Consider the following 21242-nt stretch of genomic DNA (forward strand, 5'->3'; position numbering starts at 1 on the left):
GGGTGCCAATAACAATGAACATGGATGTTAGCGCCATATTTCAAATTGCGGGGATCGGCATTATTATCGCCATGATCCATACCGTGCTGAAACAGATGGGGAAGGAAGACATGGCGCATTGGGTGACGCTCATCGGATTTGTGGTTGTGCTTTTTATGGTAGTCCGGATGCTCGACGAGTTGTTTCAGGAAATCAAAACGATCTTTCTTTTTCAATGACGAAGGGGATTTTAGGGCAGGTGAACCGGAAATGGAAATCATCCAGATCGTCGGCCTTGGGCTGATTTCAACCGTGCTGATCTTAGTTGTTCGGGAGCAGAAACCGATGTTTGCTTTTCTGCTTGCCGCCTTCACCGGCTTGTTTATCTTCCTGTATGTCATCGGCAAAATAGAAGCGGTCATCGGAATTCTTGAGCAGCTGGCAGACCGGTCAGGCATCCCTTCCATTTATCTGAAAACCATTTTGAAAATTATCGGTATCGCGTATATTGCGGAGTTCGGCGCACAAATCGTGCGGGATGCCGGCCAGGAAAGCGTCGCATCAAAAATCGAATTTGCCGGCAAAATTCTGATACTGGTCATGGCCGTTCCCATTATTAGCGTCATCGTTGAGACGGTGCTCGGCTTGCTGCCGGCAGGGAGTTGAAGCATGATGAAGCAGCATTTGATCCGCTGGGCAGCCGCAGCCCTGCTTGTCCTTCTCGTTGTGCTTTTCTTGATCCCGGCAGCAGCTCTCGCCGCAACCGTCCCCGATAATCAGGGTGCGCCCGATCCGGCTATCCAGTCAAATGACGATGCCGCGGGCATCAATGAGAGTCTGGCGGACGAGCAGCTCCAGGGAATCGATGCGTCGGCAGTCGAGAATTACTGGAACCAGCTGATGACCGATTATGGAGGTTTTTTTCCAGACCGCAAGGTTCCAAGCTTCATGGAAATGATCACGCCGGGCGGGGAAGGCCTTAAGCTGTCCACCGTGCTGTCGGGGCTGCTGCGGTATATGTTTCATGAAGTTCTTTATAACGGCAAGCTGCTTGTAACCATCGTGATCCTTACCGTATTCAGCATGCTGCTGCAGACGATGCAAACCGCCTTCGAACGCAACACAGTCAGCAAAGTGGCTTACAGCATTACCTACATGGTTATGATCGTGCTGGCGGTTAACAGCTTTACGGTGGCGATCGGGTATGCCAAAGACGCAATCGGCGGAATGATTCAATTCATGATGGCGATGGTGCCCTTGCTCCTTACTCTGCTGGCTACCATGGGAAGTATTGTGACCGTTTCTGTGCTGCATCCGCTCATTATTTTCATGATTCACGCTGTCGGATCTGTCATTTATACGATCGTCTTTCCACTGCTCTTCTTCTCGGCGGTGCTGCAGATTGCAAGTGCCATGACGGAGAAATTCAAGGTCACCCACCTGGCTAATGTACTGCGCAATTTCAGTGTAGGTCTTATGGGCGTCATGCTGACCGTCTTCCTGGGGGTGATCTCCGTACAGGGGGCAACCAGCTCGGTAACGGACGGCGTTACGATGCGTACGGCAAAATTTATTACCGGGAATTTTGTTCCCGTCATTGGCCGGACATTCTCCGATGCGGCGGATACCGTGATGTCGGCTTCGCTTTTGGTCAAAAATGCAATCGGTCTTGCCGGGGTTATCATTCTCATTTTCCTATGCGCCTTCCCGGCAATCAAAATACTGACGCTCGCTCTTATCTATAATGTGTCTGCTGCAGTTATGCAGCCCCTTGGCGACAGTCCGATCGTCGAATGTCTGCAAACCATCGGCAAGACGCTGATTTATGTATTCGCGGCGCTTGCCGCCGTAAGTCTGATGTTTTTTCTCGCCGTGACGATCATCCTGACCGCGGGCAATGCGGCCGTAATGATCAGGTAGAGCCTTATTCGGGCACAAGGCGGACAAATACTTCTTTCGCCCGGCAAAGGAGGGCAACACGATGCTGACCTGGCTGGCTTCCTGGCTGCAGCAAATTATAGCGGTCGTGCTGTTGGCGGGGTTCATCGACCTGCTTCTCCCCAACCAGACCATGCAGCGTTATGTCAGGCTTGTTGCCGGATTAATCATACTGCTTACAATTCTGACGCCGATTCTGAACCTGCTTCAGGGTGACTTCAGCACAAGGCTTGATCAGAATATGCAGAACTGGTTCAAAAGTGAGCCGGCCAAAGAGGAGTTGCGGATGCCGACGCTTCAGGATATCGAGCGTGACGCAGATGCGCTCAGGGTCAAGCAGCAGGCTTCCGTCGCCACATTGACGGAGAAGCAGCTGGCTGAAGCGATGCGCGCCCAGATTACCCGGAGCACGGGCATAACGCCGTCTCAAGTGATGGTGAAGCTGGAAGCCGGCACTGGCAAAAGCAATCAGGATGCCCGGGTTGTATCCGTTGTCGTCACTCTCCCGGATCAAACCAGATCAACCTCGGAGATTCCCGACAGCTCGACGGTTGTGGAGAAGACAGGGGAAATCAATGTTGGCGGACCAGACGACTCTATCGAGCAAAAACCGGACAATCCGGCAGAACCGGAAAAAGGTATGAGACCAGTGGTTGAAATCCCTTCCGTTGATGTGATCGTTCAGCTTGATTCGGACAAGGCAGATTCGCAGGCAGCTCCGGGGCAGCCGGGCGAAGCCGGGTATCAGGCGTTAAACGGAGGCATTGCCGATGCGATCAAGCAGCTGCTTCAGAATGGATGGGCTGTGGATTCGCAATCCATTCTGGTTCGCCAGAAGCAGGAGCTGCCAAGGGGGAACGAGTAGAGACAGGAATAACGCGGTCAGAAGTGTTCTGGAAGCAGTTTGAAAGGAGAGAGCCGAAGTGGCCAAATGGCTGGAGGGAATCGAGAGTATGGTTGGCGGTGGGCCGGGGGGACCGAAGCGGGTACGGACATTGCGCTGGCTGCTCATTATTGGAGGGATCGGAGCCGCGCTGATGCTGGTAAATTCCTTTCTGTCCTTCCAGCCTAGCGAGCCCTCCACGCAGGTGCCCGATGAGACGGCATCATCCGATCAGGCAGCATTTTCAGGTAAAGGCTCCGGCGATCCGGCAAGCTTCGCATCGATCGAGGAACCGCTGGAGAACCGCCTTAAAGATATATTGGAGAAAATCGTAGGGGTCGGATCGATTAATGTTCTGATTACGATCGATTCGACGGAAGAGATTGTAGTCAAGCAAAATGAGAAGGAAACTCAGCAAATTACCGACGAGAGCGATAAGAATGGAGGCAAGCGGCATATGACCTCCATCACCAAAGACGGACAAGTCGTGCTTTATGAGGCTGAAGGCGGCCAAACGCCATTCGTAGTCAAACGCATCAAGCCGCAAATACGGGGTGTTCTCATTGTCGCCAAAGGAGCGGAGAACGCAACGGTTCGCCGGCTTATCCTGGATGCCGTTGAGAAAGGGTTCAACGTCCCGGTCAGCCGCATTTCGGTTGTGCCGAGTAAATATCAATAATGGAATTCCAACCAATCGATTAAGGGAGGCTGTTCGTAAATGAACACGAAAAGACAAACGGTATGGCTTGTGTCAATGCTGAGCTTGATGGTGATTTTATCCGCTTATTACTTGTTTACCGAGGACGTAGACACTTCATCCGACATGCTTACAGACGGCACACAGCAGGAACAGCAGGTTCAGTCGGACGCAACGGAAGCCTCAACAGCGGATACGACACTGGATAATGGCATTACTGTGACAGAGGTTACGGGCGCTGCCAACAGTGATAATGCGGCTTCTGCGGCAGACGATCAAGCTGCCGGAGAGACAGCCGATGCCGTGAAAACGGATGAAGAGGTCATCAATGAAATAGAAGCGTCCGGAGGAGCAGTCAGCACGGTCTTCAATGATATGCAGGAGAAGCGCGATGAGAAATTCTACAGCGAAATCAATCAGCTTTACGGACAAATCTCGGACACGAAACAAAAACCGGAAGAAGCGAGCGCGGCAGTGGAGCAGATCAATCTGCTGGAGGATAAGAATACCCGCATTACCGGCATCGAAGAAGAGTTGACCAAGGAATTCAGCAATGCCTTCGTCTCAGAGGAAAATAACAAGTACAAGGTTGTCGTACAGAGCGACAAACTGGAAAAAAGCCAAGCCGACAGCATCATGATGCTGGTTATGAATGAACTGGAAGTCGGCGGCGACCAGGTGTCCGTTCAATACATTCCGAGCAATAAATAACACTGTAGGCCCCGCTGCCGGGAAAGCAGTGGGGCTTTTTTCCATTAAGGCTATGTAAAAAATGGGTTCGTCTTCACGGGCATTTGTGCTATAATAGGTCTGTTATGAGCAAGTATTTGGTATTTCCTGCAGCGGCATATATGTATTTTCATGCGAAAAGGCAGAAAATTAATTCAGTATGCAGAAAACCAAGCGTATGCTTTCGAAGCAAGTTTTCAGCCGCAGAGAAGCATATTCAAGAAGTAAGCAGAAAACCAAGTGCATGCTTTCGAAGCAAGTTTTCAGCCGTAGGGAAGCATATTCAAGAAGTAAGCAGAAAACTTTTAGGAGTGAAACTATTGTTCAAGCTGAGCGAGATTAAAGAATTGATCAAGCTGGTTGATCAAACATCCGTACATGAATTAGAAATTGAAAACGAAGGCGCACGTCTGCTTATCCGCAAACCGGGTAAGACGGAAGTCGTGAACGTCCAAGCCGCGTCGCTCGTTCCTACATATACGCAGGCCGTACAAGCCCCGACGAGCCAATCTGTGGCTATGGCATCCACCCAGGTGGACTCTGTTCAGCCTTCCGCGCAAGCCGCGGACAACCTCTACACAATTGTTTCTCCGATGGTCGGCACCTTTTATCGTGCTGCTTCGCCTGAGAACGGACCTTTCGTCACCGTTGGCGACCGTGTGAACGAGAAATCGGTTGTATGTATTCTTGAAGCCATGAAGCTGATGAATGAACTGGAAGCGGAAGTAAAAGGTGAAATCGTCGAAGTTCTTGTTGAGAACGGACAGCTCGTTGAGTTCGGACAGCCTTTGTTCCTGGTCAAGCCGGAGTGAATCTGTCAGGTGTTCATGGATCTGCCTGAAGAGGGATTACTCCCACCTAGAACATTTGTGAACGAGAGGAGCTTATGAGCGTGAAATTCAATAAAATATTGATTGCTAACCGGGGTGAAATTGCTGTCCGGATCATTCGTGCGTGCCGTGAACTCGGTATTCAGACCGTGGCCGTATACTCCGAAGCAGACCGGGAGTCCCTTCATGTCCGGCTGGCTGATGAAGCCTACTGCATCGGCCCCGTAGCTTCAAAAGACAGCTATTTGAATTTAACGAATATCATGAGCCTGGCGACGCTCACTGAATGTGACGCGATCCACCCCGGCTATGGATTTTTGGCGGAAAACGCGGATTTTGCCGAAATTTGTGAATCCTGCAATGTAGTGTTTATCGGTCCTTCTCCTGAGGCCATCAGCAAGATGGGCGATAAAGCGGTTGCCAAGCAGACGATGAGAGATGCCGATGTTCCTGTTATTCCGGGCTCGGACGGACTTGTCGAGGATGCGGAAGAGGCGCTGAGAATCGCCCGTGAGATCGGTTATCCGCTCATTATCAAGGCAACAGCAGGCGGAGGCGGTAAAGGCATCCGTATTGCTGAAGATGAGGAAGCGCTGATTTCACAAATCACCGCTGCCCAGCAGGAAGCCCAGAAGGCGTTTGGCAATGCCGGCGTTTATCTGGAGAAATATCTGACGGGCATGAAGCATGTTGAAATTCAAATCATGGCTGACAAGCATGGCAATGCCGTCCACTTATTTGAACGCGACTGCTCTGTGCAGCGCCGCCGCCAAAAGCTGGTTGAAGAAGCTCCTTGTCCCGTGCTGAGTGAGCCGCTCCGTCAGCGAATGGGCAAAGCCGCTGTCCGGGCTGCGCTCGCCGTAAACTATTCGGGGGCGGGAACGCTTGAATTCCTTTTAGGTCCGGACGACAATTTTTATTTTATGGAGATGAACACGCGTATTCAAGTCGAACATCCCGTTACAGAAATGATTACCGGCGTCGATCTGATCAAAGAGATGATCTCCGTAGCCGAGGGTAATCCTCTATCGATCTCTCAGGATAACCTGAAGATCAACGGATGGTCGATGGAATGCCGCATCAACGCGGAAGATCCGGAGCGTAATTTCATGCCTTCGCCGGGTCAGATCCAGTTCTATTTGCCGCCCGGCGGTCTTGGCGTTCGCGTTGACAGCGCCGCTTATCCGGGGTACACAATATCCCCGCACTATGATTCCATGATTGCCAAGCTGATTGTATGGGGAGAGACCCGTGAGGATGCGATCGCCAGAATGAAACGGGCGCTGGCCGAGTTTGCGATTGACGGCATCCGCACCACGATCCCTTTTCATATGAAGCTGCTCAATCATCCCAAGTTTATTAAAGGCGATTTCGATATCAAGTTTCTTGAAGAATATGATGTAAACGATATTGAGGTTTAACTCGTTTATACATCGTATACGGGGCTGTATTGATAACGGGTCAGTTGATGGATATACGAGATGTCCGATATCGTCTTGGTCAATCAAACATCTACCGGTTGCTGTGGACAGATAACCAGGCCGAGAAATTAAGCGTCTATCGGTTGTTGACTGACTATAACCGAGCCGCAAAAATAAGCGTCTATCGGTTACTGTGTGACAGCTAACCGAGCCGCAAAAATAAGCGTCTATCGGTTACTGTGTGACAGCTAACCGAGCCGCAAAAATAAGCGTCTATCGGTTACTGTGTGTTTGTCATATTTCCCTTCGAATGCTATAGTATAGAAAGTAAGAAGCGGATGAGCTATCGGCGAGAGGCTGATGCTACAACATATTGCGGGAGGTGTATGAAAACCATGAGCACGCTGGCAGCGGACTATGAAAAAACCGACATGGGCACTATTCAGATCGCACCCGAGGTTATTGAAGTAATCGCGGGACTTGCAACAGTTGAGATTGAAGGTGTCGCAGGAATGAGCGGCGGATTTGCCGGTGGAATCGCAGAACTGTTGGGCCGCAAGAACTTGTCTAAAGGGGTTAAAGTGGATGTCGGGCAGCGCGAAGCTGCTGTGGATGTTTCCATTATTGTTGAATATGGCAACAGAATTCCGGAAATCGCTTCCGAAATTCAACGTAATGTGAAGCGTTCCATCGAGACCATGACGGGCTTGAATGTCGTTGAAGTCAATGTCCATATTCATGATGTACACTTCAAGACCACAGAGCGGGTTGAAGAAGAAGAGACACCATTTCGCGTAAAGTAATGCGGTTCAAGCTGATAATGAAATGATAGCGTACCCCCTTGTGTATGGGCTTGTCGCTCGGCGCTTGGGGGTTTTATCTAGTGCGCCCCGAGGAGGAGTTTCTCGTTGATTAGAGTGTTGGACAAGCTTCTGCTGTTCCTGTATAGTCTGGCAATTGGTGCACTGTCGGTTTTTGCTTTCTGTACCGGCTTCAATTGGGTGCCTGAAAAAGGGTTCAGAGATTTCATAAGCACCTTGTATAATGGGGAAATGGAATGGCTGCAAGTGACCGTTATCATCGTCTCTGTGGTCATTTTCCTGATTAGTCTGAGATTCTTCTATGTATCCTTGCGCCGCAGCAATGCATCGATGCCGTCTATCGATCAACGAACAGAGTATGGCGATATTCGTATCTCGCTCGAGACCGTTGAGAATCTTGCGTTGAAGGCTGCAGGACGGCAGCGGGGAGTAAAGGATCTTCGGGCACGTATTCGGATTAGTGAAGCTGGCATCGAGATTACGCTGCGTGCAATTGCCGATGGCGAAAGTCCGATTCCCACGTTGACAGAGGATATCCAGCGTACCGTCAAGTCTCATGTGGAAGAGATTACAGGGATACCGGTTGCGACGGTTTCGGTCTATGTGGCGAACATCATCCAGACGGCCAACTATAAAAGTCGCGTGGAATAGGGGGGCTGCCGATGTTATGGAGGGAAATTTGGATAAGCTACGGAGGCCGCATTGCGGGTCTGACCGTGGCCATCGTGCTGGGTCTCCTGTATTTTATTGTGGGATTTTGGGATATGCTGTTTTTTGGTTTACTGCTATGGATAGGCTATACCGTAGGCAAAATGAAAGACGAGCAGAGCGGACCCATCATCCCATGGAGCCGTCTGACCGAGTGGCTTATGCAGCGATGGCGTCCATTCAAATAGTACTATGATCTCCTCCGTACTCCGGACACGGCATTTGGCTGTTCGGAGCAGGGAGGAGATCATATTTTTTCCGGACATGAGAAAAGCGAAGGATCAGCCAAAGAGTACAGGATAGGAAAAACAGTTTATATTGATTTTCGGGAGGCCCTATGAAACGAAGGCTTGCAAGGGAGATAGCGGTACAAAGTTTGTACCAGATGGAAATGAACGAAGTATCGGCGGAAGAAGCGGTCGATATGCTGATGAATGAAGTGAAGGAAGAGAATGAAATAGAGGCGGATGTATCGGACGTCTCGCGAATAGACGAGCATGTCAGGGATTTGGTCAATGGGGTAAGCGGGAGCAAAGCGGCTATTGACGATATGCTCCAGCACTATCTGACGGGCTGGCAGGTGGACCGGTTATCGCGTGTCGATCGTCAAGTTCTTCGGTTGGCCTGCTTCGAGATGATCTTCCGGGACGATGTTCCGCCAAAAGCGGCGATTAATGAAGCAATTGAGCTTGCCAAGCATTTCGGGACCGAAGAATCCGGGAAATTCGTCAACGGCGTTCTGGGTCGGCTACTCCAGGCACTGGACGAGCTCAAGCCCAATCAGCTTAAAGGCAAACCAAACGAATCCCTAATAGAAAATGAAGTCCAGGAATAATAGAGCACCGAACCAAGCACCCCATGTGCGCCACATGTAAAGTGTGTCCCGCAAGAAACGTAAACAGGGACAAGAAGCACACAAACCCAATAAGCGTCTCTTGCACTCAAACGTTATTGATAACGAAGTTCAAGCACCCCAGGTACACAGCAAGTAAAGTGTGCCCGCAAAAGGGACGTAAACGGGGACAAGCGCACAAAACCCAATAAGCGCCTCTTACACTCAAACGTTATTGATAACAAAGTTCAAGCACCCCAGGTGCACAGCAAGTAAAGTGTGTCCCGCAAGGGACGTAAACGGGGACTGGCGCCAAAATGAATAGGGAGCGTCATGGTGACGCAATCGACAACCATTCGGGTGTCCAGAGGGCGGAGCCCTTGGAATCCCCCTTTCCAAGGGGGACTTAGGGGGATGCCCTAGTTTAGGGGGATGCCCTAATCTGGGATGCCCTTCCAAAATGAAAGGAGAAAACAACCAAATGACCGCACAACTCATACAAGGCAAACCAATATCAGACGCCATTCGCGAGCAAGTCGCCCAAAAGGCGTCAAATCTAATTGCCAGAGGGATTACTCCAGGACTGGCCGTCGTACTCGTAGGGGACGATCCGGCATCCCGCGTATATGTAGGAAGCAAGGAGAAAGCCTGCATCCAGCTAGGGTTTTATTCCGAGGTTCATCGCCTGCCGGCTGAGACAACCCAGGAGGAGCTGCTGCAGCTGATCGATAAGCTTAACAAGCAATCGACCATTCATGGTATTCTGGTTCAGCTCCCGCTGCCCAAGCATATCGACGAGAAAGCGGTCATTGATGCGATCAGTGTGGAAAAGGATGTGGACGGCTTTCATCCGGTCAGCGTCGGCAATCTGGTGATCGGCGACGACAGCCTTCTTCCGTGTACGCCTGCCGGCGTTATTGAGCTTATCAAGTCCAGCGGGATGGATATTGCCGGCAAACATGCCGTTGTCATTGGACGCAGCAATATTGTAGGCAAGCCGGTGGCGATGCTGCTGCTGCGAGAGCATGCGACAGTGACGATTTGCCATTCCCGGACCGTAGACATGGAAGCAATCGCCAGGACGGCAGATATACTGGTTGTTGCGATTGGCCGAGCCAAAGCAATTGGCCGTGCTTTCGTCAAACCGGGAGCAGTTATCATCGACGTTGGCATTAACCGGCTGCCTGATGGCAAGCTGGCAGGAGATGTTGATTTTGACGATGTGCTGGATGTGGCGGGTTATGTAACGCCTGTACCGGGCGGAGTAGGCCCGATGACGATAACCATGCTGATGCAAAACACGCTCAAAGCCGCAGAACAGGCAAATAAATAGTCGGGAGTGACGAAACCGCATATGGCAGACGGTTCGCGCATTTTTTCGATCAAGGATATTAATAAGTATATCCGGATGAAGCTGGAGTCCGATGTGCTCCTTGGCGATGTATGGCTGCGGGGTGAAATTTCAAATTTCACCCATCATTCAAGCGGCCATATGTATTTTACGCTTAAAGATAAGGATAGTCGGTTAAAATGTATTATGTTCGCCTCGCATAATCAGAAGCTGCCCTTTATGCCTAAGGAAGGGGCAAAGGTTCTGGCGCGGGGGAATGTCTCGGTGTTTGAGCGGGACGGAAACTACCAGTTTTATGTAACGCAAATGCAGCCGGACGGTATCGGCAGCTTGTATTTGGCATTTGAGCAGTTAAAGCGCAAGCTTGAGGGAGAAGGTTTGTTCGAAACCTCCCGCAAACGCGCAATTCCGCGTCATCCAAGAGCGATTGGTGTAATAACCTCACCAACCGGCGCAGCAGTGCGCGATATTATGATTACGCTGCAGCGCCGCCACCCTTCCGTGCCGGTGCTGCTTTTTCCCGTACTCGTACAGGGCAAGGGTTCGGCACCCGCGATAGTCAGAGCGATTGAAATAATGAACCAAATGGCTGAAGTCGACGTATTAATTGTAGGGCGGGGCGGTGGATCGCTGGAGGAGCTCTGGGCTTTCAATGAGGAGGCGGTTGCCCGGGCGATGGCCGTTTCGGACATTCCGATTATTTCGGCCGTCGGGCATGAGACTGACTTTACGATTTCTGATTTTGTTGCTGATTTGCGCGCGCCGACTCCGACAGCTGCCGCGGAGCTCGCCGTCGCCAATGTCATGGAGCTGCAGGGGCAGCTTAACCAGCTTCGCGGGCGGCTGGATCATGCGCTTCGCAGCACGATGACAAGCCGAAAAGAGCGGCTATCGCGTATCCGGAGGTCGCCTCTGTTTGTTAATCCGCGAAAATATTTGCTGCAGCAGGCAGAACGTCTGGACCGTCTGAAAGATAAGTTGGAGCATCGTACCTTGAGGCAAACTCAGCGAAGAAGAGAGAAGCTCATGAGGCTTGGCTCCGCGTTGGCCGGCGCACATCCTGGAGAAAAGGCAGCTTACGCGAGGGCAAGGCTGCGGGGAACCTCACAGAGGCTGGAATCCACGATGATTTCTACGATAAAAACACATAGAATGCATCTGACGGCTTCAATCAGGCAATTGGATGCCTTAAGTCCGCTTAAGGTCATGTCTCGAGGGTACAGTCTGGTATATGACGAGCAGGAGAAAACCTTGATCAAATCTATCACCAATGTTCAGCTGGGAGATATGGTGAAGGTGAAGCTGTCTGATGGCCAATTGGAATGTCAGGTGTGGGGCATGAAGGGAGAGGCTTAACCAATGAGCAAGAAGGAGCAGGAAATAACCTTCGAGGAAGCGATCGAGCGTTTGGAAGTCATCGTCAGCCAACTGGAGAACGGTGATGTTCCACTTGAGAAGGCAATTGATCTTTTTCAGGAAGGCATGAAAATGTCCCAACTCTGCGGAGCCAAGCTCGAGCAGGTGGAGAAAAAGATTGAAGTGCTGATCGAATCCGAAAGCGGCTTTATCAAAAAACCGTTTGCTCCGGCAAATGAAGACAGAGGAGAATAAAACTTGAACGCTTCGGTTGATACAGCAGACTATCTATCGCGAACAGCATATGGAGTCGAACTGGCGTTAAAAACATCCATTCCGCAGGAGTGGAATATTCCGGCTCAGTTGCGTGAGGCTATAATGTATTCACTGGAGGCAGGGGGCAAACGCTTGCGGCCCATACTGGTTCTTGCAGCCGCGGAAGCGGTAAAGAATGATTCAGACTCCTATACGCTGGCGATGCCTGTAGCTTGTGCGATTGAAATGATTCACACCTATTCGCTCATCCATGATGATTTGCCTGCAATGGATAATGATGATTTTCGCCGCGGCAAACCAACGAGCCACAAGGTTTTTGGAGAAGCGATGGCTATTTTGGCCGGAGACGGCCTGCTGACGCATGCTTTTTATGCGGTATCCCAGGCTGCGGCACTTGGCGTTCCAACAGATGTAGCCATGGCAATCGTATCCGATTTGGCGAGGCTCTCCGGAGTTTCCGGCATGGTTGGCGGCCAGGCGGCAGACATTCTGGGAGAACAAGGTGTGACCTCGATAACGGAGCTTGAATACATTCATTTGCATAAAACAAGCGATTTGATTGTATTCGCCGTTACGGCAGGAGCCCGCATCGGAGGCGCTACACGGGATCAGCTCGCGGCCCTTGAACAGTTTGCGCGCAAGCTGGGGCTTGCTTTTCAGGTACAGGACGATATCCTTGATTTAATTGGCGATGAATCCAAGCTTGGCAAGCCGGTGCAAAGCGATGTGCAGCAGCGGAAAGTAACGTACCCCTACATAATCGGAATGGAGCAGAGTCTGGAGCTCGTAGGGAGATTAACGATGGAATCCAAAGAAGCGCTGGAGCAGGCCAATCTGGTGATGCCCGAGAAGCTGCTGTCAATCGCGGATTATTTAATGAATCGGGACCACTGATTTGCCGGCAGTCTTGGGCATAGCGACAATCTATGGTATAATTTACGCTAGAAACGTCGAAAGTTCTCGGACAATGGAGGCTGCCAGCTTAGGAAAGCGAGGAAATAACGTGTTGCTCGAACATATTAATGAGCCGAAGGATCTCAAAAGTCTGTCGGTTGCACAACTGGAGCAGCTTGCCGGAGAAATCCGCGAGTTTTTAATTGCAAAGCTTTCCGCGACTGGCGGGCATCTTGCGTCGAATCTAGGCGTAGTGGAGCTGACGCTTGCTTTGCATTATTTGTATGACAGCCCAAAAGATAAATTTATCTTTGATGTGGGGCATCAGTCTTATGTTCATAAAATGCTGACGGGACGCATGGATCAGTTTGATTCGCTTCGCCAGTACAAAGGGTTGTGCGGATTCATCAAACGCGCGGAGAGCGATCACGATGTATGGGAAGCTGGACACAGCAGCACTTCGCTATCCGCAGCCATGGGTATGGCGCTTGCCCGTGATTTGAAGGGCGAGAATAACAAGGTGGTGGCTGTCATCGGTGATGGCGCACTAACCGGCGGTATGGCACTTGAAGCACTCAACCATATCGGGCATGAGAAGAAGAACATGCTGGTCATTCTGAATGACAATGAAATGTCGATCGCGCCGAATGTCGGTGCCCTGCATCACTATCTGGGGAAAATTCGTACGGACCGCCATTATCAAAAGGCCAAGGAAGAGTTGAATCAGCTGCTCAACAAAATTCCGGCGATTGGCGGGAAATTGGCCAAGACAGCTGAAAGATTGAAGGATAGTGTCAAATATTTACTCGTAAGCGGTATTTTATTCGAGCAGTTCGGACTCACGTATTTCGGTCCTGTCGACGGACACGATATCAACCAGCTGCTGGATGTCATGGAACAAGCGAACAATGCCACAGGCCCTGTCCTGGTCCATGTCATTACCGTCAAAGGAAAAGGCTACTCACCCGCTGAAGCGGATTCTTATAAATGGCATGGCATCAACCCCTACAAAATCGAATCGGGCCAGGTTTTAAAAGCGGTGGGCCCGCCAATGTATACAGAGGTTTTCAGCGATGCATTGATTGAGCTCGCCAGGAATGACAAACGTATTATTGCGGTTACGCCGGCTATGCCGGGAGGCTCGGGCCTCACCAAATTTGCCGAAATTTTCCCCAACCGGATGATCGATGTCGGCATCGCGGAGCAGCATGCCGCCACCATGTGCGCGGCGCTGGCAATGGAAGGAATGAAGCCTGTATTTGCGGTTTATTCCACATTCCTGCAGCGTGCTTATGATCAGGTGGTCCATGATATTTGCAGACAAAACGCCAATGTCATATTCGCCATCGACCGGGCGGGCTTTGTTGGTCCGGATGGGGAGACGCATCAGGGAGTGTATGATATCGCCTTCCTGCGTCACATTCCCAACATGGTGCTGATGATGCCCAAAGACGAGAATGAGCTTCACCGCATGATGAAAACAGCGGTTGAATATAATGATGGACCTATTGCAATCCGTTATCCGCGTGTCAATGCGCTTGGGGTCCCGATAGATAAGAACATTACATCCCTGCCGATCGGTAAATGGGAGACGGTGCGTGAAGGTGATTCAGCCGTTATCCTGGCGATTGGCCCTATGCTGCAGGTGGCTGAGGAATCGGCAGAGCAATTGAAAAGGGAAGGTCTCAATGTGCGTATCGTGAATGCCCGCTTCATTAAACCGCTTGACGAGTCCATGCTGCTTCAGCTGGCCAAGGAAGGGCTGCATATGATTGTTCTGGAGGAAGGTTCAACACAAGGCGGCTTAGGCAGCGCCGTGCTGGAATTTTATTCACTTCATAACAAATCCTATAACGGATTGGTCCGTATTATCGGGGTACCTGATGAGTACATCGAGCATGGCTCCATTCCGGAGCAGAGGAAGGAAGCTGGCCTGACTGGGGAACGGGTTGCAACCGAACTCAAAGCAATGCTCCCTCTTATGCGAAAACGCGCACAAGGACCAGCATAAGAACGGAGACAATGATGAATACAGCAAAGGAAAGAATTGATATTCTTCTGGTAGAACAAGGATATTACGAAAGCCGGGAAAAAGCGAAAGCGGCATTAATGGCGGGACTTGTACTTGTTGAAGGCGAACGGATTGAGAAAAGCGGAATGAAGGTATTGCGAACATCCGCTATCACCGTCAAAGGCGCGCCGCATCCCTACGTCAGCCGCGGCGGATTAAAGCTTGCGAAGGCGATAAACAAGTTCGGATTATCTCTGGAAGGGGCCATTATGCTCGATATTGGCGCTTCTACAGGGGGATTCACAGATTGTGCCCTGCAGAATGGCGCATCTTACGTCTATGCTGTGGATGTTGGATACAATCAACTGGATTGGTCCCTGCGTCAGGACAGAAGAGTTGATGTGATGGAGCGGACGAATTTCCGCTACACACAGCCTGCGGATCTAAAGGGTCCACAGCCTGATTTTGCGACCATTGATGTTTCTTTCATATCTCTCAAGCACATATTGCCTGCACTGGGAAACCTGCTCAAGGAGGGGGCCGGCGTTGTTGCGCTTATTAAGCCTCAATTCGAAGCAGGCCGGGAGAAGGTGGGCAAATCGGGTGTTGTACGTGATCCCAAGGTTCATGAGGAAGTGTTGAATAAAGTATTAGGCTTTGCAGCCGAGCTGGGCTTTTCCCTGCAGGATGTCACTTTCTCACCGATTACGGGAGGGGAAGGCAACATCGAATTTTTAGGTTATTGGATATGGAAGCCAGGTACGACAGAAATACCTTTGTCTGAAGGGGCCGTTGCAGCGCTTGTCCAGGAAGCCGCTCAAACTTTTGCCCAAGGCAGTCCAAAAAAAGGATAACAGTTTCAACTTAGCCATCAAATTAATGATTCGGAGCTGTTCCTGCAGTGCAGGAAGGCTCTTTTTTGATTTTTCCGAATGATACCCCTTTGCAGAATCCGATTTTTTTGTTAAACTAGAAAAAAACCAAACAAGCGTTCGGTATTTGAGCAAAGAGGAAATACCCCCTCCAGCGCGAAATGATGTATGAAGCATTAATTGGGAGTGAATGGAGGGGGTTTCTTGGGAAAGTACGGAGACTGGCTAGTGATGCTGATCGCTGGTTGTATCATTATCTTTTGGCTTTACCGTGTTTTCTACCGGTGGCTGCATGAACCGCCGGGCATGAATACCAAGCTTCTTCTCAGTGAAGCTGAGGATGTGGATGACAGTGACGAGAATGTTCGATTTCTGGAGCAGGCAGGCTACGAGGTGACCCATGGGAAGTACAGGCTGCCCATTCATATTGATTTGGACGGTCAACAGCTGCAGAGCCGGCTGTTCATTGATTTAATTGCCGAGAAAGATGGCAAATATTATATTGTCAAGACCTCCCGTGACCGCATGCCTATGGATTGGACGGGCAGTGGAGTCCGGGACAGGCTGCTGGTGTACTCGCTGCTCCTGCCGGAAAGCGATGGTGTCTTGTTCATCGACCAGAAGGAAAGGACCATACGCACAATTACGTTCCGATTTGGATGACCGTTATATATAAGCAGACAAAGCAAAGGAGGATCCCATGAAAAGTGTCAGACATATGAAAATTCGTGAAATAATAAACAGCCAAGTCATTGAAACCCAGGACGAGCTTGTTGATTCGCTCAGGGGTGCCGGGCTGCAGGTGACGCAAGCTACCGTATCACGGGATATTAAAGAACTGCAATTAATTAAGGTGTCCGCTGATGGCGGGCGTTATAAGTACTCACTGCCACAGGAGCAGCGGATGAATCCCATCCATAAACTGAAACGGACACTTTCGGATCATTTTCTGCATATAGATCACACCGACAATCTGGTTGTCATGAAATGCCTTCCCGGTACAGCGAATGCCATCGGAGCCATGATTGATAATATGGAATGGCCTGAGGTTATGGGGACTATCTGCGGCGATGATACGATCCTGATGATTTGCCGGACCAAAACGCAAAGCGGAGAAGTCATTGACAGATTGCTTGGCTTAATGAATTAGATGCTTTAGATATTTCCAGGAAATTCTTGCGGCATATGCCGCTCGGGATGAACTTAAGGAGGGGACATTCATGCTTCGCGAGCTATCAATACGCAATTTGGCTGTTATTGAATCGGTAACTGCTCATTTTCATGATGGATTCCATGTTTTAACCGGTGAAACAGGGGCAGGCAAATCCATTTTGATCGATGCGCTTAGTCTTGTTGCAGGAGGGAGAGGATCTTCGGATATGGTGCGCTATGGCTGCAGCAAAGCGGAAATAGAAGCCATGTTCGATTTGCCAAGCAATCATCCGGTATGGAAAACATTAGAGTCGTTCGGAGTTCAAGCTTCACCTGATGAGGATCTCGTCATTCGCAGAGAGCTTTTCTCCCAGGGCAAAAGCGTCAGCCGGATCAATGGGCATATTGTGACGATGTCGATGCTGCGCGAAGCGGGTGAATGTCTGGTAAATATCCATGGTCAGCATGAGCATCAATCGCTGCTGCGAACAGAGAAGCATCTGGATTGGCTGGATTTATATGCCGGCGTCAAAGTGATGGACAAGCTGGACAAGTACCGTACTGTATACAAGCAGTATGAGAAGGTCCGCACACAGCTCCGCGAGCTGGAGGACTCCTCCAGGCAGAACATGCAGATGCTGGATCTTTATCGCTTTCAGGTTGAAGAAATAACCGCTGCTGATTTAAAAGTGGGCGAGGATGAATCACTTGCCGAAGAAATGCAGAAGCTAATGCATGCCGTTAAAAGAAGAGATGCCGCATCCGAGGCATATGAGCTTGTTTATGGAAACAAGGGACTGGATGCAATCAATCGGGCGATAAGCAAGGTTGAAGATATCCGGGGATACGATGAATCTGTGCTTGCGCCGCTCCTGGAGCAACTGCAATCAGCATTTTATCAGCTTGAGGATTCCGCTTTTCAATTAAGGGATTACCGGGATGGCGTTGATTCTGATCCGGAGCGTCTGGCGATTATAGATGAACGGTTGAATACCATGAACAGCCTTAAACGCAAATATGGCGAACATATCCCCGATATTCTGGCTTATTTGAAGAAAATCAAATCAGAAGCTGATAAAATCGAGAACCGTGATGAACATGTAGCGCGGCTTCGCGATGAACAGGATAAATTATTTGAAGAAGCTTACCGTCTGGGCAAAGTACTTTCCACATTGAGACGCAATGCGGCTGACCGTCTTGCTGTTGCCATCGAGAATGAGCTCAGACAGCTTCAAATGGAAAGAACAACTTTTCGTGTAGAGCTTCAGCAGCATGTTGTAGGCAATCATCACCGACTGCTTCCAAACGGTATTGATGAAGCCGCATTTCTTATCGCGCCGAATCCTGGCGAGCCGCTTAAACCCCTTAGCAAAATTGCTTCAGGCGGTGAAATGTCACGAATTATGCTCGCGCTCAAATCCATTTTTGCTTCCATTGATCAAGTTCCCGTTCTTATATTCGATGAGGTGGACACCGGGGTAAGCGGACGCGCCGCTCAAGCGATTGCTGATAAGCTGTCCCGTTTATCCGAAATGTGTCAGGTTTTCTCCATTACCCATTTGCCTCAGGTGGCCTGTATGGCCGATCATCATTATGAAATTCTTAAGACCATTGTAGCGGAACGGACTTCAACAAGGGTTAAGGAGCTTGAGCCCAATTTACGCATTGAAGAGCTGGCCCGGATGCTGGGCGGCGTTGAAATAACGGAAAAAACAAGACATCATGCTCAAGAAATGCTTGACTTGGCATTTAGGCAAAAGGGAGCGTGATGGAAGCCAATCAGGGAATGATTTTGACGACATAAAAGATCAAAGCCAAGGATACCTTAAGTGTACGCAAATGGCGAACACCATTCTCGTCAAGCGATTTAGCAGCAGGGAGTGTGAAGTCATTGAATGGCAATCAGCGAAAGCGATGGCTTGGTCTTGGTCTTGTATTAATGGTCTGTCTGCTTGGTATTTCTGCACCGTTTCAACATTTCGCAGCATTTCCAAATGAATTGCGATTGTTCTCTGGTCAATTAAAACAGTTGGATTATGTGATGCCGGTACATGCACAAGTTACGGTTGATCCACACATTTTGCAGGTCAACGGATCGACCAACCATTCAATCTCGGTTGATCTGAACAAGCCATTATCGCTTCAATCCAATTTTAGTGGCGAAACAACCATGAAGTTGAAATTGTTCGGCAGGATTCCATTCAAGACTGTCAAAGTCAATGTTGTTCCGGATTTACGCGTTATTCCAGGCGGCCAAACGATTGGAGTTAAGGTGAAATCAGCCGGTATAATGGTGGTTGGCCATCATCAGGTCATTCATGCGAACGGCAAGAAAATCTCCCCGGGGGAGCTTGCAAAGCTGCAGCTGGGTGATCTGATCGTTAAAATTAATGGCCAATATATCAATGAAGTCCATAAGGTGGCCCGAATTGCTGAAGAAGCGGGAGCAGCCAAGCAGCCGATTAAATTGACGGTGAAACGAGGCAGTGAGTTTTTTGAAACCAAGCTTTCTCCTGTGTTTGATTCTGAAGATAAAGCGTGGAGGCTTGGATTGTATATACGGGACTCGGCGGCTGGTGTGGGAACACTAACATTCTTTGCTCCGGATCAAGGCGTGTACGGTGCATTGGGACATGTTATAACCGATATGGATACCCAAACCGCAATTGAAGTCGGCGAAGGACAGATTTTACAATCCAATGTGACCTCCATCAATAAAAGCCAAAGTGGCGAACCAGGAGAGAAAAGAGCTCATTTCATCAAAGAAAGCAAAGTTCTGGGCAATATTGAACGAAACACGCCATTTGGCATTTTTGGAAAAATGAATGAGCTTCCGGCTCATAGCTATAAAGATCAATCAATTCCAGTTGCCTTTGCTGAAGAAGTGAAGGAAGGCCCTGCCCAGCTATTGACTGTTGTGAATGGTCAAAAAGTGGAACGATTCGATGTTCAGATTGTTCATGTGACCCATCAATCTTCACCGGCAACCAAAGGAATGGTCATCAAAATCACAGATCCCCGTCTTCTGCAACAAACCGGGGGAATCGTGCAAGGGATGTCCGGAAGTCCAATTATCCAGGATGGCAAACTAGTTGGAGCTGTCACTCATGTTTTCGTGAATGATCCAAGCTCCGGTTATGGCTGCTTTATCGAGTGGATGCTGCAGGATGCAGGCATTTTACTGAAGCAGGATAAAGAAAATCTTAAGGCGGCTTAATTGCCCCTTAAGGTTTTTTGTTTTCTTTACCTCGAAATTCACAACCATTTTTGTCGAATAATTTCGAAATATAAGGGTTGTTGTAGTAAATTTTTAATTATAAAACAATTCTAATAATAAATAAAGAAAAAGATTATTCGACAGAAGGAATTTGATTTTGGGTGTCGAAAATGTTTAGTAGACAGGAAGAGAAAAGGACAATCAGGGTTAAAAATCAGATTGATGGCAGATCGAGTCTAAGGAGGACTATACCTTGCAAAAAATCGAAGTATTGTTGGCGGATGACAACCGGGAATTCACAAATTTGTTATCGGAGTACATTTCGGAACAAAACGATATGGTTGTGACCGGAGTTGCTTACAATGGTGAGGAAGTGCTTCGCCTGCTTGAAGAAACACACGATACGCCGGATGTACTTATTTTGGACATTATTATGCCTCATTTGGATGGATTGGGTGTGCTGGAGCGCTTGCGTGAGATGAATTTATCACCTATGCCCAAAATAATTATGTTAACTGCTTTCGGTCAGGAGAATATTACTCAAAAAGCGGTACAACTGGGTGCTTCCTACTACATATTGAAACCGTTTGATATGGAAATTCTGGCCAACCGCATCCGCCAGCTTGTTGGGAATTCGACTGTCATTTCATCATCTTCATCCTCCTACTCCTCATCCATTATGAAATCAAATGTAGTGCCTATTGCGAAGGGCAAAAACCTGGATGCGAATATCACAAGCATTATCCATGAGATTGGTGTTCCTGCGCATATTAAAGGGTACCAGTATTTACGGGAAGCGATTACAATGGTATACAATAACATTGAAATTTTAGGTGCTATCACCAAAACACTTTATCCGGCTATTGCCGAAAAATTCAAAACCACCCCTTCCCGCGTCGAGCGTGCAATCCGTCATGCGATTGAAGTGGCCTGGACACGCGGCAATATCGACAGTATCAGTCACCTGTTTGGCTATACCATTAACATCAGCAAATCCAAACCAACCAATTCGGAATTCATTGCGATGGTGGCGGACAAGCTGCGGATCGAGCACAAGGTGTCATGAGAGCGTAAGGAATAAGGGGGCATATAGTGAATAATAAAGCGGCGAATTCATGTGCTGCTTTATAGAGATGCTGCGGTTTTCAAAAACCCCATCAGACGATTTCTGGCCAATATTCCATTCATAAAACCGCCATTTATTGGATTGCACGTAAATCCATTAAAAAAGGCGGTTTTTTGTATGATCTTTTTTCTTGAATTATGGTACTATTT

The 21242-nt window shown here is 49.2% G+C and carries 23 protein-coding genes; all 23 read left to right on the forward strand.

The window, feature by feature from the left end; translation table 11 throughout:
• Nucleotides 1–14 precede the first annotated feature (14 nt).
• The 23 genes from spoIIIAC (at nucleotide 15) to spo0A (ending at nucleotide 21033) form a co-directional block, all read left to right on the forward strand.
• Nucleotides 15–218 carry a stage III sporulation protein AC gene (gene spoIIIAC, locus AC0YOA_RS10040; RefSeq protein WP_210041931.1) on the forward strand — a complete coding sequence of 68 codons (204 nt, stop codon included), beginning with the start codon at nucleotides 15–17 and terminating at the stop codon, nucleotides 216–218.
• 31 nt (nucleotides 219–249) lie between these two features.
• Nucleotides 250–645 (forward strand): stage III sporulation protein AD, encoded by a 396-nt coding sequence (gene spoIIIAD / locus AC0YOA_RS10045; protein WP_475786450.1) that lies wholly within the window; start codon nucleotides 250–252, stop codon nucleotides 643–645.
• Nucleotides 646–648: 3 nt separating this feature from the next.
• Entirely contained in the window at nucleotides 649–1899 is a 1251-nt protein-coding gene (spoIIIAE, locus tag AC0YOA_RS10050) for a stage III sporulation protein AE (RefSeq protein ID WP_475786451.1), read from the forward strand.
• Between the two features lie 61 nt (nucleotides 1900–1960).
• Nucleotides 1961–2782, forward strand: a complete 822-nt coding sequence (spoIIIAF, locus tag AC0YOA_RS10055; protein ID WP_475786452.1) for a stage III sporulation protein AF — start codon at nucleotides 1961–1963, stop codon at nucleotides 2780–2782.
• Between the two features lie 58 nt (nucleotides 2783–2840).
• Nucleotides 2841–3479, forward strand: coding sequence for a stage III sporulation protein AG (spoIIIAG, locus tag AC0YOA_RS10060; protein WP_475768046.1), 639 nt, complete (start codon nucleotides 2841–2843; stop codon nucleotides 3477–3479).
• Between the two features lie 39 nt (nucleotides 3480–3518).
• Nucleotides 3519–4208 carry a SpoIIIAH-like family protein gene (locus tag AC0YOA_RS10065; protein ID WP_475768044.1) on the forward strand — a complete coding sequence of 230 codons (690 nt, stop codon included), beginning with the start codon at nucleotides 3519–3521 and terminating at the stop codon, nucleotides 4206–4208.
• A gap of 338 nt (nucleotides 4209–4546) precedes the next feature.
• Nucleotides 4547–5038 carry an acetyl-CoA carboxylase biotin carboxyl carrier protein gene (gene accB / locus AC0YOA_RS10070; RefSeq protein WP_475786453.1) on the forward strand — a complete coding sequence of 164 codons (492 nt, stop codon included), beginning with the start codon at nucleotides 4547–4549 and terminating at the stop codon, nucleotides 5036–5038.
• A gap of 80 nt (nucleotides 5039–5118) precedes the next feature.
• Nucleotides 5119–6477, forward strand: a complete 1359-nt coding sequence (accC, locus tag AC0YOA_RS10075; protein ID WP_475786454.1) for an acetyl-CoA carboxylase biotin carboxylase subunit — start codon at nucleotides 5119–5121, stop codon at nucleotides 6475–6477.
• A gap of 395 nt (nucleotides 6478–6872) precedes the next feature.
• Nucleotides 6873–7280, forward strand: coding sequence for an Asp23/Gls24 family envelope stress response protein (locus AC0YOA_RS10080; RefSeq protein WP_475768038.1), 408 nt, complete (start codon nucleotides 6873–6875; stop codon nucleotides 7278–7280).
• A 105-nt stretch (nucleotides 7281–7385) separates the two neighbouring features.
• Nucleotides 7386–7949 (forward strand): alkaline shock response membrane anchor protein AmaP, encoded by a 564-nt coding sequence (amaP, locus tag AC0YOA_RS10085; protein ID WP_475768036.1) that lies wholly within the window; start codon nucleotides 7386–7388, stop codon nucleotides 7947–7949.
• 11 nt (nucleotides 7950–7960) lie between these two features.
• Nucleotides 7961–8194, forward strand: a complete 234-nt coding sequence (locus tag AC0YOA_RS10090; RefSeq protein ID WP_210041865.1) for a DUF2273 domain-containing protein — start codon at nucleotides 7961–7963, stop codon at nucleotides 8192–8194.
• Between the two features lie 149 nt (nucleotides 8195–8343).
• On the forward strand, nucleotides 8344–8841 hold the full coding sequence (gene nusB, locus AC0YOA_RS10095; RefSeq protein ID WP_475786455.1) for a transcription antitermination factor NusB: 498 nt from the start codon (nucleotides 8344–8346) through the stop codon (nucleotides 8839–8841).
• Nucleotides 8842–9319: 478 nt separating this feature from the next.
• Complete coding sequence (folD, locus tag AC0YOA_RS10100) at nucleotides 9320–10171, forward strand: bifunctional methylenetetrahydrofolate dehydrogenase/methenyltetrahydrofolate cyclohydrolase FolD (protein WP_475786456.1); 852 nt, start codon at nucleotides 9320–9322, stop codon at nucleotides 10169–10171.
• 21 nt (nucleotides 10172–10192) lie between these two features.
• Nucleotides 10193–11545: an exodeoxyribonuclease VII large subunit gene (gene xseA, locus AC0YOA_RS10105; protein WP_475786457.1), complete on the forward strand. Its 1353-nt coding sequence runs from the start codon at nucleotides 10193–10195 to the stop codon at nucleotides 11543–11545.
• A 3-nt stretch (nucleotides 11546–11548) separates the two neighbouring features.
• On the forward strand, nucleotides 11549–11800 hold the full coding sequence (gene xseB, locus AC0YOA_RS10110; protein ID WP_475786458.1) for an exodeoxyribonuclease VII small subunit: 252 nt from the start codon (nucleotides 11549–11551) through the stop codon (nucleotides 11798–11800).
• Between the two features lie 3 nt (nucleotides 11801–11803).
• Nucleotides 11804–12715: a polyprenyl synthetase family protein gene (locus AC0YOA_RS10115; protein ID WP_475786459.1), complete on the forward strand. Its 912-nt coding sequence runs from the start codon at nucleotides 11804–11806 to the stop codon at nucleotides 12713–12715.
• A gap of 109 nt (nucleotides 12716–12824) precedes the next feature.
• Nucleotides 12825–14726 carry a 1-deoxy-D-xylulose-5-phosphate synthase gene (gene dxs, locus AC0YOA_RS10120; protein WP_475786460.1) on the forward strand — a complete coding sequence of 634 codons (1902 nt, stop codon included), beginning with the start codon at nucleotides 12825–12827 and terminating at the stop codon, nucleotides 14724–14726.
• A gap of 11 nt (nucleotides 14727–14737) precedes the next feature.
• Complete coding sequence (locus AC0YOA_RS10125) at nucleotides 14738–15580, forward strand: TlyA family RNA methyltransferase (protein ID WP_475786461.1); 843 nt, start codon at nucleotides 14738–14740, stop codon at nucleotides 15578–15580.
• A 222-nt stretch (nucleotides 15581–15802) separates the two neighbouring features.
• The gene (locus AC0YOA_RS10130; RefSeq protein WP_210041833.1) at nucleotides 15803–16261 is read left to right on the forward strand and encodes a hypothetical protein; all 459 of its coding nucleotides are present in this window, start codon (nucleotides 15803–15805) and stop codon (nucleotides 16259–16261) included.
• A 37-nt stretch (nucleotides 16262–16298) separates the two neighbouring features.
• Entirely contained in the window at nucleotides 16299–16748 is a 450-nt protein-coding gene (gene ahrC, locus AC0YOA_RS10135; protein ID WP_475786462.1) for a transcriptional regulator AhrC/ArgR, read from the forward strand.
• A 70-nt stretch (nucleotides 16749–16818) separates the two neighbouring features.
• A complete protein-coding gene (gene recN, locus AC0YOA_RS10140; protein WP_475786463.1) occupies nucleotides 16819–18519 on the forward strand; it encodes a DNA repair protein RecN in 1701 nt (566 codons plus the stop codon).
• A gap of 122 nt (nucleotides 18520–18641) precedes the next feature.
• Complete coding sequence (gene spoIVB / locus AC0YOA_RS10145; RefSeq protein ID WP_210041821.1) at nucleotides 18642–19967, forward strand: SpoIVB peptidase; 1326 nt, start codon at nucleotides 18642–18644, stop codon at nucleotides 19965–19967.
• Nucleotides 19968–20220: 253 nt separating this feature from the next.
• Nucleotides 20221–21033, forward strand: coding sequence for a sporulation transcription factor Spo0A (spo0A, locus tag AC0YOA_RS10150; RefSeq protein WP_210041813.1), 813 nt, complete (start codon nucleotides 20221–20223; stop codon nucleotides 21031–21033).
• Nucleotides 21034–21242 lie beyond the last annotated feature (209 nt).

It is taken from the genome of Paenibacillus sp. JT22N12 (assembly GCF_056269365.1).